The organism is Zwartia sp. (genome assembly GCF_049655405.1).
In the GTDB taxonomy this organism is placed as follows: domain Bacteria; phylum Pseudomonadota; class Gammaproteobacteria; order Burkholderiales; family Burkholderiaceae_B; genus Zwartia.
This window is the reverse complement of the sequence record NZ_JBASJR010000003.1, coordinates 71,778-85,276: the sequence shown is the minus strand read 5'-3', so window position 1 is coordinate 85,276 and position 13,499 is coordinate 71,778. Positions and strand designations below refer to the sequence as shown.

Below are 13,499 nucleotides of genomic sequence, written 5' to 3'. Positions count from 1 at the left end.
GTCATGAAACGTGTCGCGCGGCGCACGGACTTTGATGCCACGCTTGGCTACGAATATCCCACACACTTACGTGAAAGCATCTCGGATCTACCCAGCACACCAGGTGTTTATATTTTTCACGGTGAGTCTGGTGATTTGCCGTTGTATATCGGGAAAAGCGTCAACATCCGTTCGCGCGTGATGTCTCATCTGCGGACTGCAGATGAAGCACGCATGCTCAAGCAAACTGAAAAAATCACCTGTATCCGTACAACGGGTGAAATCGGTGCGTTGTTACTTGAAGCCAGATTGATTAAAGAGCAGCAACCGCTCTTTAATCAAAAATTGCGCCGTAGCAGACAAATGTGCTCACTGCGTATTGACGGTGACAAACCCGAAGTAGTCTATTCGAATCAAATCGACTTTTCTAACACACCTGATTTGTACGGTTTATATGCGAGTCGGCATGCCGCACTTGAAGCACTCAAAAATATTGCTGATGAACAACGGCTTTGCTTGAGCGTGCTTGGCCTTGAAAAACTTTCGGGTGATCGACCCTGCTTTCGGGCAATGCTCAACCGCTGCGCGGGGGCTTGTCATGGCCAAGAAACTCACGCCGCACATCGCAGGCGACTTCTTGACAGCCTCTCCCACAGTCGAGTCATTTGCTGGCCCTATTCAGGCGCGATCGGCTTGATCGAAACCTTGGATGACGAGACACAGATTCATGTCGTCAAAAACTGGTTTTATCTGGGGAGTGTCGCGACTGTAGAGCAAGCGCGGACGCTGCATCTGACAGCACCCGGCTTTGATAGCGATGGCTACAAAATTTTATGCAAACCCATCATGAACGGCTCTGCGCAAATCATTGAGCTTTAATTAAAGCTCCGGCGTCAAGGCAACGTTGTTCAGTTTGTTCAGCGTTTCGGGCCATTGACGTTTTTGAGCGGACTGTAACAACACTCGCCCCCAAGACATCCAGCCGTCCCAACCAATCCGCTTGTCCCAAGAATTACCCCAACAGGCCGCCATTTGCACACCGGCCTCTGCATACTGACGACCCAAATCAAAGTTGCGCTCTGTCATATGGAGCTGCGACAACACCATATAGGGCTCGGCCACCCAAGGGTTGAGCTTGATGGCTTGCTCAAGCACCGCCGCTGTTGCGGTCGGCGACATCAGTGGCTGGCTTTGTTGCATCACCGACCAATACAGGGCCGCAGCGGCGGCTTCGTCGCCGGGTGCCATGACCTGACGGCCATGGTCAAACACGGGAGGCTGTGGCAACTGGTTTTTTAAGGCAGGATGTTGCAGAAAATTCCCCAGGCGCGAAATCTGACCCCACCGATAGGTCGTGGGACGCATGGGACCTGGCCAAAGCGCTGCGGCCCAATGCTGTTGAGCAGGCTGAGCTTTATAATCGGGATAGCCCATATAAATATCATCTTGCCAGCTGTACCATTGCTCGCAGATATCAGCCATGCTGACGACGATAAAAGCTGCCACATCACGTGCAGGCAAGACAAAAGGCGCACCTTGCAGCGTGATGGTCAAACTGCCATCGTCCTTCAAGTTGCCTTTGAATAGTTCTCCCAGAAACTCAGTGCGCGACATGACACAAAACAAATGGATCAGCCGCTCCGCATCCTCACCGACGGCCTCTTGCAGACGACCCCGTTCGCTTTTTGGATCGAACTTCATGAGATCGACGTGGGCGTTTCCATATACGCTGTGCAAGAGCCCAAGCTGACGCACATGCTTGGGTTGCTGCCACAATGTCAACGTCCGTGTCACACCGATTAGATGATGCCGAAAAGTACCGGCCTTGTGCCAATCCTGGCCAACACCTCGACCAAGCACCAAGGGCATTACCGGACCGAAATCGGGGTCGTGCTGCAACCACTCCTCGTCCAGCAGGCTGATTGCCCGAGCAAGTTGAGACGGATCAAGGGTCGGCAAAAGCGTGGTCATGCGTCGTGTCCTAAATAATGTCGGTATAAGAAGTAGAGATATCAGCTTAGTGTGCTGCGGCGGGCCGGGACAGCACACGACCCGGTCTTGCACCTGTTGCCTTGCCCTGATCCCAGACCACTGCGCCATTGACGATCACTGTGTTGATCCCGCGCGCCATCGCGATCGGGTTTTCGTAGGTCGCGACTTCATCGACCGTTTCTTCGTTAAACAAAGTCAAATCTGCGAAAGCGCCTTCTTTCAAGACACCGCGATCTGTCAGACCAAAGTTAACGGCCGTCAGACCCGTCATTTTGTGCACGGCGGTCTCAAGTGAAAAAAGACCCAGACCGCGCCGATAGTGACCGAGCACACGGGGGAAGGTAGACCACAAGCGTGGATGCGGCGAAGCGTCGTGCGGCAAACCATCCGAACCAATCATCGTGGGAGCGAACTGCATGATTTTCTGGACATCGCCTTCATCCATCCGGAAATAAATGGCGCCTGCAGGCAACAGGCGCTCAACCGCCTCTTCTTGCGTGACACCCATTTTCTCTGCGATCTTGTCCAGATCCTGACCTGCATATTCAGGCAAGGTTTTCGACCACGTCACGATGACACGCGCGGAGGTGATTGCCCGACTCATCGATAACACTGTAGAGCCAGCTGTGTAGGGATAGCAATCCAAACAGATCGGCTGCTTGGCCATACTCTTGCGGATAAACTCTAACGTCTCGTCCGAACGACCGTAATTTTTCGCACCGATCACCTTGTGATGAGAAATCACGACCGGCACGTCCACTTCGCGACCAATGCGAAACGTCTCCTCTAGCGAGTCCATCACGCCATCCGCTTCATCGCGCATATGTGTGCAATACAAGCCGTTGTATTCCTTCAAGGGGCGACAAATCTCGATGACTTCCTCGGTGGGAGCTGCGACAGCAGGCTCGTAAAACAAACCTGTTGATACACCAATCGCACCGGCTTGCATGGCCTCCACTACAAGCTCACGCATCTGCTCGATCTGAGCAGGCGTTGCAGGCTTTTCCAAATCATCCATGGTCGCAACCCGCAAAGTGGTATGACCCACCAGCATGGCGCGATTGGTCGTTGACGGTTCGGCGCGCAAAGCATCTAAATATTCTTTGAAGCTTCGGTATTTAAACCAATGACCCACATCATCCAGCAAGTTGAGCGGAGGCGTCACAGGGTCAGGAATCGGTCGTGGCATCGGCGCGAGCGACACTCCGCAATTGCCGCCAATAATCGTGGTCACACCTTGGCTGACCTTTGGTGTCATCTCAGGACTTGAGAGCATCATCCGATCGTCGTGCGTATGCGCATCGATGAAACCAGGCGCCGCGACCTGACCCTTTAAGTCGATTTCCTGCTTTCCCGTGCAAGCTGAGAGATCGCCAATCTTGGCAATGCGATCGCCATTGATACCAATATCGCCTGTAAATCGGTCCGCACCGGTGCCATCGACCACGGTGGCATTTTTAATCAGCAAATCAAACTGTGTGCTCATCTTTTACAACTCCAGATAGATTGAAACCTGCGGTACGCTTGACACAACTTCTCACGCTGCGATCTTGGCGCCCTTATCACCCAAATCCCAGAACAAGCCTGCCATCAACTGCAGAGACTCGCGGGCGACTGAGCCCAGCATATGTTCATTTGGAGCGTGCTGGGAACATGCCGCATAAGAGTGCGGCACCCATACGGTGGGTAAAGCCAGGATTTTTGAAAAAGCGTCATTGGGCAAGGTCCCGCCTAAATTCGGCAAGACGTCGACTTCTTTGCCGGTTGTCTGCGTGATGGAGGCGGCCGCCATTTTGACCCAGGCATTATCAGGATCCAGACGGGTGGCTTCAGCAGCCTCACCACGACTGGGCAAGGCCTCGACATCCGTAAAACCATGCGCATCCAGATGGTCGCGAATATGCTTTAAAAAGTTTTGGTTGTCACTACCCACAACATAACGCAACTGACAGAACGCAATGGCATAGCCCGGAATAGCGTTTACAGGTGCGTCAGGATTACCCGTTTTAAATGCGAGTGTTTCAAAGGTATTCCAAGCGAAGACTCGCTCAGTCGGTGTCAAGCCGGGCTCAGCCCAATCAGGATCGATTTCAGGATCGTTCGGGCCACCGCCCACCTGGATGTTGGCCAAGGCACGGCGCACATTGTCAGGCAACGAACTCGGCAACAACTTTGGCACCAAAATACGGCCCTTGGGATCCACCATCGAGGCGATTGCATGCGCCAGTCGGATGCCCGGATTTTTAAGCAAACCACCCCAGTTGCCGGAGTGATGACCACCCTCACGCACGTTCAGGCGCAGTTCGAAATTAAACGCGCCGCGCGAGCCCAAGAAAAGGGTTGGACGCGAGGCCGATACGCGCGGACCATCAGAAGCCAGGAATAAATCAGCTTTGAGTAAATCACCGTGTAGCGTACACATCTCGCGTAAACCTGGCGAGCCCATTTCCTCGCCCATCTCGATGAGCAAGGTCACGTTGTAGCCCAGCTTGCCCTGCCTTGCGGTGATCACTTGCTCGAGCGCGGCGAGATTAATGGTGTGTTGACCTTTATTGTCTGCCGTGCCGCGACCATACCAACGGTCGCCGCGAATGCTTAACGTCCAAGGTGCGAGTCCTTCGTGCCATTGCGGAGCGTAACCGCGCACCACGTCACCATGGCCATAGGTCAAGACCGTAAAGTTTGCTTCCGGCTCGGTGCGACTCGCGACCAAGAAAGGTGCGCCACCCTCAATCGGATTTGGAACGATTTTGCAGTCGAAACCGAGCTTGACCAGAAGCGGCGAGAGCTCTTCGGTGAGGTATGCGGTCAGTACAGGTATCTTTCCAGGCTCCTGACTTTCAGTCGGAATCGCGACACGGCGCTCAAGCGTCGTTTGGAATTGACCCTGGTCAAAATAGGCGGTAGCTAAATCAATGGCTTGCTGACGGCTCATGGGTGTGCTCACAGGAAAAAGTGTTGCACAAGCTTAAAGCTTGGCACCGAATCGCACAACCTCGCCTTTAACCCAATATTTTGAGTCATTTAAAGTGGACAATAAGGAAAAAATAACCCCTAGACAGACAAGACAAACGCATGTCCTCTCGTATTTATCGCGCCGTCAGCGTCACTGGCGCGGCTCAAGTGATTGCCAGCGCCGGCGCGCACTACCTTCCCGCCGTCATCGCCATTCCCGCTAGCAGGGATCTCGGACTGCCTCCTGCCGTCTTGTTTGCCGGGTTTTCCATCGCCCTGGGCGTGTCAGCCTTGGCAGGACCACTCGCGGGAAAAATGGTAGACCGCTTTGGTGGCCGACCCGTTCTGATGCTGTCGAACTTGATTTTTGCCTTGGGACTGACCTGTCTTGGCTTTGCCGAGGGCATGTGGAGCGTCCTGTTTGGCTATGCCATCTTGGGGTTAGGCATGGCCACGGGCCTGTTTGAGGTCGCTTTTTCAGCAATTGTCCGCCTCTTTGGTAAGAGCTCGCGCAACCCAATTACTGGGGTGACACTGATCGCGGGCTTCGCGAGCTTTGTGGCTTGGACGGTATCCGTTTACGTCGAGAGCAAATTCGGCTGGAGCGGGGTGTGCTGGTTTTGGGCCTGCGTCCATATACTGGTCGGTTTACCGCTCAACGCCCTGTTGCCTAGCCCGCTGAGTGCGAGCGCCGAGCGGGCGCTTAACACTGCGGCGCCAGAAGGTGGCGTCTCGCCTGCCTCCGCCACGTCCGCCCCCCTGACTCCACCACCAATCACTGAGCCAGCACCCATCCCAAACAAATACACCGCCTTCCTGCTGGCTTTTGTGTTTGCCGCCAACTCTTTCGTTGGCATGGGGCTGATGATCCATATGCCTCGCATGCTTGAGGGTATGGGTGTGCCTCTTGCCGTGGCCTTCACGATTGGTTCTTTAGTCGGTCCTTCCCAAGTCTTGGGCAGATTGATCGATTTCTTTTTTATGCGGCGTTGGCATCCGCTCGTGAGCACCCGTCTCGCGGCCTTGACACACCCGATTGGTGGTGCGTTGTTGCTGGTGTTTGGCGCCCCTTTTGCAATGGCTTTTGTCATTTTGCACGGCATTGGGAACGGGATCCTGATCATCGCCCGCGGCACCTTACCTCTCGCAATTTTTGGTACAAAGGGATATGGGCAACGACAAGGATGGCTCATGATGCCGTCAAAGTTTGCGCAAGCCGCCGCGCCCTTTTTATTTGGACTCGCCTTGACTGACTGGGGATCAAACGTCCTGTGGCTGTCTTGGACCTTGGGATTGTGCGTTTTTGTGGCCTTGTGCATGATTTCAACCAAGTACCGACCTGCTTAATCAAACTACTTTAGATGATTGTGATGAACGAACAGACTGCAGAGACACCTCGCGCCGGCCCGCTGTCAAAAAGCGATTTCAAGTTTTTTGAAATGATTACCTTGCGCTGGGCGGATAACGACTCCTATGGGCATATCAACAATGCCCACTACTACTCATTTTTTGACACAGCGGTCGACGGATTTTTATTACATGTCGACATGCGTTCAACGTTAGCGGGCGAATATCAAACACTTGTCGTCGCCTCAGAGTGCCGCTATTTTCGTCAAATCTCTTCACCCGGCGTGATTCAAGTCGGCGTGCGTATCGGTCGCTTGGGACGCAGCTCAATCGCCTATGAGGTCGCGGTGTTTAATGACGAATCAGACGAGGCGGCCGCACAAGGTCAGTTTGTGCACGTCTGTGTCAATCGTGCTTCGCAGCGCCCTGTTGCTGTACCCGAGAGCTTTCGCCTCGCGGCTCAAAACTTTTAATTGATTGTTGGAGATATTTCAGACATGACGACTGTTGTCACAAAAGAACAGGCGCGCAATGAACGCCATCACTATCGCTTACCCAATGGCACAGACACCTGGATCTCGTCTTATGTGGGGATCAACTCTGTGGAGCGCCGCGCAAAAGGCTTGCCAGCGCGTACGCCCGAGGCTTTTCCACCACCGCTTGAGCCAATCGCCTTTTTAGTCGAGCAAGGCGCCAACAGCATGATTCCTGGTCACTATCATCAGGCGGATCAGTTTCAAGTCTTTATGGCCGGCGAAGGCAAATTTGGCATCAAACCCATTGAGGGTCTGACGGTGCACTATGCCATGGCATTCACGCCCTATGCCCCTATTCATGCCGACAGCACAGGCGTCGAGTACTTAACTCTGCGTAACGGCTGGGATCCTGGCGCTCGCTGGATGCCTGAGCATCGCGAGGCGCTCAAAGGTCGGACAAAGTCCTATCGTCACGGCCTGGGATCTATCCCTGCGTTGCTCGGGGATGCGGACGGCCCAAAGAATATCGAGGGTGTGCTGACGCAGACCATCGTGCCCCAAGAAGATGATGGTCTGGTGTGTACGCTTTTTCAAACCACGGGCGAGGCTGCGATTGCGGGCCCTTCACCGGCAGAAGGTCGAGGACAGTATTGGCTCGTCATGCGGGGGCACTGTCAGATCAATGGTCAAGCCGCCACCGAGCGCTCGCTGGTTTTTGTCGCACCTGATGAGGCTGCACCCACCATCCACGCCAGCGCGGATGGTGTTGCGATTATGCTGATGCAGTTTCCAAAAAGAGAGCTCGCATAAGCGACGGCTGTCTCTCAACAGCCGCTGCCTGATTAACGACCTTTAAATTGGGCGGGCCGCTTTTCCATAAAGGCGGCGCGTCCTTCTTTAAAGTCCTCGCTAGCGAAACACTTTTTAACCATTTCCTCAGCACGGGGAATATCCTGCTCAGAAGGGTGCGCGCACACCGTACGGACGATGAACTTACTGGCTGCCACGGTCAATGGCGCATTGTCAGAAATCGCTTGGGTGTACTGGTCGACCACTGCGTCAATTTCCTCTACAGAACACACGCGCGACACAAAACCCATACGTAGCGCGTCTGGGGCATCAAAGCGACGGGCTGTCACAAAAATATCTGTGGCATTGGCCAAACCAATCACATCGGTGAAACGCTTGATACCCGTGTGTCCATAACCCAGACCCAAGCGCGCCGCAGGCATTCTGAAGCTGGAATTATCTGAACAAATACGGATGTCACAAGCCGCTGCCAAACCCAACCCACCACCAAAACAAAAACCACGAATTTTCGCGATGACGGGCTTGGAACATTCAAGCGGCGCAATCATCGAGTCCGCCACAGCGTCTTCGTAGTCTTTTTGTGTCTGCGGCGAGCTACGCAAAGTATCGAACTGAGAAATATCTGCCCCCGATACGAAGGCTTTTTCACCCTGACCCGTAATGACGATGACACGCACCTCGGGGTCAGCATCAAAGGCGCGGATGGCCTTTGGCAGGTCTGTCCACATCTGGACCGACATCGCATTCATTTTGTTGGGATTGGAGATCGTAATCGTGCCAACCGCTGCATTTTTGGTGATCAATAACTCAGCCATGAAAGTCCTTTTAAATAATCGTTGTCTGTTATCTTTTTAAGCCCCCTAGTATCTCTTGCAATAATTCTCAAAGCAACATATAAAACATACAGTTCATTATTCATCACCTATAAAAAAACCATGTCCAAAATTCAGGCTTCTTCTGCACTCTCCAATCTTCGTGTTCTTGATATGTCGCGCGTGCGTGCGGGTCCAAACTGCGTGCGCTTATTGGCCGACTTTGGCGCGGATGTAATCCGTATCGAACCTCCGAAAGGCGTCGACCCTAACGAAGGGATGTTTGCCGGCAACCGCGAAGGCGGCGATTTTCAGAACCTCAACCGCAACAAGCGGGCGATGACGCTCAACTTGAAAAAACCTGGTGCGCTCGACATTATGATGCGCCTAGTCAAGACAGCCGACGTTGTGGTCGAAAACTGGCGTCCTGATATCAAAAAGAAACTCGGCATCGACTATGAGTCCCTGGCCAAGGTCAATCCTCGCATTATTTTGGCCAGTATCTCTGGCTTTGGACAAGAAGGCCCCTACGCCTCACGCCCTGGTTTCGACCAAATTATGCAAGGCATGGGTGGTCTGATGTCCGTGACCGGCATTCCAGGCCAAGGACCCGTCCGGGCTGGTCTGGCTGTCGCGGATATGAGCGCAGGACTCTACGCTGGTATCGGCATCCTGACAGCACTGCTAGAGCGCGAACGCTCTGGCAAAGGCCAATGGGTCCACGCTTCGCTGTTGCACGCCCAAATCGCCATGATGGACTTCCAGGCGGCGCGCTACCTCAATGAGGGCGATGTCGCAGGTCAGGCGGGCAACGACCATCCCACCTCCACGCCGATGGGTCTGTTCGAAGCCAGCGACGGCGCCTTTAACCTTGGCGCTTCTGGCCAAGGCAACTGGGTGCGTTTATGTGAATTGGTTCAGCATCCCGAGTGGATCGCCGATCCAGATTTTGCGAACGAAAAATCCCGTACAGTAAACCGTACGCGCTGCAACAAGATTCTGAATGAAGTGTTCCGCACCAACACCGTCGAGTATTGGGTCGAGGCACTGAATAACGCAGGCGTGCCAGCCGGTCCGGTTTACAACGTGCCACAGATGTTTGCGGACAAACACGTCAAGCAAGCGAACATCTCGAAAATGGTCAAAGACAAAGCGGGCAATGAAAAAGGCTTTATTACTCAGCCTGCAACCTTGAGCCGCACCCCTGCCGATGTGGTCACCACAGCACCACAATGGGGTGAGCATACGCAAGAGGTGTTGTCAGAGGTTGGCTACTCTGCCGACGAAATCGCTAAGTTCCAAGAGCAAGGCGTGGTCTAAGTCGCTCGCAGTGTGCGTCAATAAAAAAGGGGACACCACGGGGTCCCCTTTTTTGATCGCAATACTTTTAAAAGCAAATTTTAAAAGTGCGATCCATGCATTTTATTTTTCATCAACGATGGGATTGCTCAGCAAACCAACACCTTCGATTTCGACTTCGATCGTATCGCCCTGCTTCATGAAAACAGGTGGTTTTCTGGCATAGCCTACACCAGCTGGCGTACCTGTGATCACGACATCACCTGGCTCAAGCGTCATACATTCGGTAATCAGCACCAACGTCTCTACGACACCCCACAGAAAGCTCTTGGTGTTGGCGTCTTGCATAATCTGGCCGTTGAGACGGGACTGAATACGCAAACCGTCGGCACCCGGTGGCAACTCGTCGGGCGTGACCAACCAAGGTCCAAAACCACCGGTCGCGTCAAAGTTTTTACCAATTGTCCACTGCGTTGATTTGCGCTGATAGTCGCGCAGACTTCCGTCATTAAATACGCTATAGCCTGCGATATGCTCAAGTGCGTTTTCAGCAGTCAGATGACGTCCTGACTTGCCCACCACAAAGGCAAGCTCCGCTTCAAAGTCAAACTTATCCGAAGCCTTGGGACGAATCATAGGCTCAAGGTGACCCACCATGGAGCTTGGTCCACGCATAAAAAAGCTTGGGTACTCCGGACGCGCGTGACCACCTTCTGCTGCGTGATCTGCATAGTTCAAACCCAGACAAACAATTTTGCTAGGACGATCAATCAGGGGAATGAAACGTACATCCTTGAGAGACTGCACCACCGCTGAGGCGCTTTTCGTAGCCTGCTGAGCACGATCCATCGCACCCGGCGTAGCAATAATCTCCAACAAACTCTTGGGTAGCGTGGCATCGGTTGCCGCCAAATCCACGAACTCCTGCGAACCCGCGGCTTTCAGCACGCCCACACGTTTTTGATTGTTCTGATCTAAATAGCTAAATAAACGCATTCTCACTCTCCTTTATTTTTTTAATGACTTCAACTCAAAATGAACACCTAACGTCTTATATCCAGAGCCACGCACCCACCACCAGGCCCAATGCGATTCGGTACCACGCAAACGCACGATAGGTGTGTCGAGACACAAATACAAGAATGGCGCGCACCACCACCAACGCGCACACAAACGCACTGACAAAGCCCACAGCGATCGCCAACATATCTTGCTGACTCAGCAAATGTGCATGCTTGTAAAAATCATAGACGGCTGCCGCCAACATCGTTGGAATCGCAAGAAAGAATGAAAACTCTGTCGCGGTCTTGCGTTGAATGCCAGAGAGCATGCCAGCAATGATGGTCGAGCCCGAGCGAGAAGTACCCGGCACCATTGCGAGACATTGCGCACAGCCCACGATCAAGGCTTGTTTCCAGGTGATTTTTTCAATGGTTTGCACTTGATTGGCGGGTGCATCTGCACTGTTAGCGGGACGTTTGCGCTCTACCCAAAGCATAATCAAGCCACCCAACACTAGGGTGACGACCACCACGCCAGGATGAAAAAACAAAGCCTTGATCGCCTTGATGAACAAGAGCCCAACAATCGCGGAAGGCAAAAAAGCGATCAATAAGTTACGCGTAAAGGCGACTTCGACAGGCTCAAGACGCAGTGTGCCTCGAACCATCTGGAACAAGCGATGACGAAAAATCCATACAACAGCCAAAATTGAGCCGAGCTGAATCACCACTTCAAAAACTTTGGCCTCGTTTGACTCAAAGCTGATCCAGTCACCAAAGAGAATTAAATGGCCAGTGCTCGAAATGGGCAAAAACTCGGTGATGCCCTCTACGATGCCTAGAAAAAACGCTTTCCACAAATAGATTGTTTGCTCGGTCATGCCGATCTTGCCCCTAAACTCGCTCTCTAAAGAATCGACATTATCACCGCAATTGAAGCGGTCAACACTCAGTCGGAGGTTGGAGTCGCAATTGACCGAGCAGAAACAAACTCACCGTTTGTGCCGATTTTGACCAACAACACCTCCCCTTGGCCCACAGAGGCCCCAGCAAATGCTGAAATATTGACCTGATGCGTGACCAAAATCATGGGTTTTTGCGGTGCAGACGCCTTGAACCGCTGTGCGAGCAAGACCCTGAGTGCGCGTGTTTGCGGACCTGAATCGCTCATACTTTGAAAAAAGGAACCGAGTTCAGCAACGGTTGTCACAGCGCCTAAGGCCAACAAACTTGCGGTCTCCTCGCAGCGACACCATGCGCTACTGAGCACGACTGCGGACTCGATACCTTGGCGCTTGAGCCAAACGCCCAGTTCGTTTGCTTGTTTGCGACCACGCTCACCCAGATTTCTTTGCGTGGAACAATCACCTAGCTTGAAGCCTGGCGGATCGCTATAGCCCGGGGCATCTGCGTGGCGAATCATCAATACGTGCTGCCCATCCGTGAGCGCACTCAACAGAGACGAGCTCTGCGCTGGCCAGGAAAAGATTGCCGTACAGACAGATAACAGCATCATCAACAATGATTTTTTCATGCTCTCGCTCAACCAAACTTTCTGAGTTCACGATAAACCCAGAACGGTGAAACCGCCAGGATGACGTTTAACATGGAAAAAATAATGCTTGCCTGATAACCCCCAGTCCAGTCATATAAAAAGCCAGACATCATCGCTCCCGTTGCCGCACCGACCGACATACAGGCATAGGCTACGCCGTATATGGTGGCCAAACCGGGGCCTGGAAACAGCTTGGAGCACAGGCCAGAAATAATCGGCCCCCTCGCGCCCTGCGCGATCCCAAAGAACACCACAAACGACATCAAAAACCAGTGGGAGGGAAAATAACTCAATGCCAACAAACTCGCGAGACCGAGTGTGGTGCACATAAAGGTGAGTGTCGCAGTTCGCCTCGGGCCCAACACATCCGCCAGGCGACCCGCCGAACCCACACCCAGTACAGACAACATACCCGCAAAGCCAAACGCACTCGCAGCCTCAATCGGCGTGAATCCCGTTGAGACCAGATAAGCGATCATTTGCACCAGAACGGTATAGACCACCACCGAGGTAAAAAAGAACGCTTGGGCTAAACCCCAGAAACCAGAGTGTCGCAATGCCGCGCGCAAGGGCGAAGACTTTGGTTGAACAGATGTATTGGCATTCGTAAAGGCATCATCGACAGCACGTTGACTATTCCTGAGCTTCTCACGCGCGCCATAGCCAGCGCGAATGACGCGCCAGGGCAACAACATGACGATGGGCAAGGCGATCAGCAAGCTACCACCCATCACATGATAGGCATCACGCCATCCCACTGCTTGATTGAGATATTGCGCGAACGGCACCAAGACAAGCGTTCCCGCACCAAAGCCTGCATAAGCAATACCAATCGCTGTGCTGGTGCTATGAGGAAACCATCGGCTAATCAAACTGGCAGAAGGCACCATGCCGATGGCGGAGATACCAATGCCACCCGCCACACCGATACACAGATGAAACTGCCACAACTGCGTCAGATTGCCCGCTAAAAAGTATCCGAGACCCAGGCTGCCCACACCTAACAAGTAAACCAGACGAGGTCCCCAGCGATCGAACAGGATGCCTACAAATGGAGCAGACAAACCATTCGCGACCATATAGATACTGTAGACACTCGAAAGCTCGGAGCGGGTCCACCCAAACTCAGTCTCAAGCGGCAACAGAAACGTCACGTAGGTATCGCCGATCCCACGCCCAAGCATGTTGAAGACAAAGCAAATCAACAGGACCACCAACGCCATTTTGGCGTCGGGCAGTTGTCGTCTCGGTCCCGCTTGCCACATCATCGTTT

The 13,499-nt window shown here is 53.2% G+C and carries 13 protein-coding genes; 5 read left to right on the top strand and 8 right to left on the bottom strand.

Features of this window, described 5'->3' with window-relative positions:
* Positions 1 to 3 precede the first annotated feature (3 nt).
* A complete protein-coding gene (gene cho / locus WBJ47_RS01730) occupies positions 4 to 858 on the top strand; it encodes an excinuclease Cho (RefSeq protein WP_422244957.1) in 855 nt (284 codons plus the stop codon).
* On the opposite strand, the gene WBJ47_RS01725 is transcribed toward cho, so the two are convergent.
* From WBJ47_RS01725 to WBJ47_RS01715, 3 genes are read right to left on the bottom strand one after another with little or no spacing between them, the layout of a single operon-like run.
* Positions 859 to 1,950, bottom strand: a complete 1,092-nt coding sequence (locus tag WBJ47_RS01725; RefSeq protein ID WP_422244955.1) for a DUF6817 domain-containing protein — start codon at positions 1,948 to 1,950, stop codon at positions 859 to 861.
* Between the two features lie 46 nt (positions 1,951 to 1,996).
* Positions 1,997 to 3,457: an N-acyl-D-amino-acid deacylase family protein gene (locus tag WBJ47_RS01720; RefSeq protein ID WP_422244954.1), complete on the bottom strand. Its 1,461-nt coding sequence runs from the start codon at positions 3,455 to 3,457 to the stop codon at positions 1,997 to 1,999.
* Positions 3,458 to 3,508: 51 nt separating this feature from the next.
* Positions 3,509 to 4,906 carry a M20 family metallopeptidase gene (locus WBJ47_RS01715; protein WP_422244952.1) on the bottom strand — a complete coding sequence of 466 codons (1,398 nt, stop codon included), beginning with the start codon at positions 4,904 to 4,906 and terminating at the stop codon, positions 3,509 to 3,511.
* Between the two features lie 140 nt (positions 4,907 to 5,046).
* On the opposite strand from WBJ47_RS01715, the gene WBJ47_RS01710 reads away from it, so the two are divergent.
* Genes WBJ47_RS01710 through WBJ47_RS01700 form a run of 3 tightly spaced genes read left to right on the top strand, consistent with a single transcriptional unit; the run spans position 5,047 to position 7,559 of the window.
* The gene (locus WBJ47_RS01710; RefSeq protein WP_422244950.1) at positions 5,047 to 6,273 is read left to right on the top strand and encodes an MFS transporter; all 1,227 of its coding nucleotides are present in this window, start codon (positions 5,047 to 5,049) and stop codon (positions 6,271 to 6,273) included.
* Between the two features lie 23 nt (positions 6,274 to 6,296).
* On the top strand, positions 6,297 to 6,746 hold the full coding sequence (locus WBJ47_RS01705) for an acyl-CoA thioesterase (protein WP_422244948.1): 450 nt from the start codon (positions 6,297 to 6,299) through the stop codon (positions 6,744 to 6,746).
* Between the two features lie 24 nt (positions 6,747 to 6,770).
* Positions 6,771 to 7,559: a hypothetical protein gene (locus WBJ47_RS01700; RefSeq protein ID WP_422244947.1), complete on the top strand. Its 789-nt coding sequence runs from the start codon at positions 6,771 to 6,773 to the stop codon at positions 7,557 to 7,559.
* A 32-nt stretch (positions 7,560 to 7,591) separates the two neighbouring features.
* Here WBJ47_RS01700 and WBJ47_RS01695 read toward each other — a convergent pair whose 3' ends face one another.
* A complete protein-coding gene (locus WBJ47_RS01695; protein ID WP_422244946.1) occupies positions 7,592 to 8,374 on the bottom strand; it encodes an enoyl-CoA hydratase in 783 nt (260 codons plus the stop codon).
* 120 nt (positions 8,375 to 8,494) lie between these two features.
* Between WBJ47_RS01695 and WBJ47_RS01690 the strand changes: the two genes are divergently transcribed.
* Positions 8,495 to 9,691, top strand: a complete 1,197-nt coding sequence (locus tag WBJ47_RS01690) for a CaiB/BaiF CoA transferase family protein (RefSeq protein ID WP_422244945.1) — start codon at positions 8,495 to 8,497, stop codon at positions 9,689 to 9,691.
* 102 nt (positions 9,692 to 9,793) lie between these two features.
* On the opposite strand, the gene WBJ47_RS01685 is transcribed toward WBJ47_RS01690, so the two are convergent.
* The 4 genes from WBJ47_RS01685 to WBJ47_RS01670 all read right to left on the bottom strand — a co-directional run bounded on the left by WBJ47_RS01685 (position 9,794) and on the right by WBJ47_RS01670 (position 13,494).
* Positions 9,794 to 10,666 (bottom strand): fumarylacetoacetate hydrolase family protein, encoded by an 873-nt coding sequence (locus WBJ47_RS01685; RefSeq protein WP_422244944.1) that lies wholly within the window; start codon positions 10,664 to 10,666, stop codon positions 9,794 to 9,796.
* A 55-nt stretch (positions 10,667 to 10,721) separates the two neighbouring features.
* On the bottom strand, positions 10,722 to 11,552 hold the full coding sequence (locus WBJ47_RS01680; protein ID WP_422244943.1) for an undecaprenyl-diphosphate phosphatase: 831 nt from the start codon (positions 11,550 to 11,552) through the stop codon (positions 10,722 to 10,724).
* Between the two features lie 68 nt (positions 11,553 to 11,620).
* Positions 11,621 to 12,205 (bottom strand): histidine phosphatase family protein, encoded by a 585-nt coding sequence (locus tag WBJ47_RS01675; RefSeq protein ID WP_422244941.1) that lies wholly within the window; start codon positions 12,203 to 12,205, stop codon positions 11,621 to 11,623.
* 8 nt (positions 12,206 to 12,213) lie between these two features.
* A complete protein-coding gene (locus WBJ47_RS01670) occupies positions 12,214 to 13,494 on the bottom strand; it encodes an MFS transporter (protein WP_422244939.1) in 1,281 nt (426 codons plus the stop codon).
* Positions 13,495 to 13,499 lie beyond the last annotated feature (5 nt).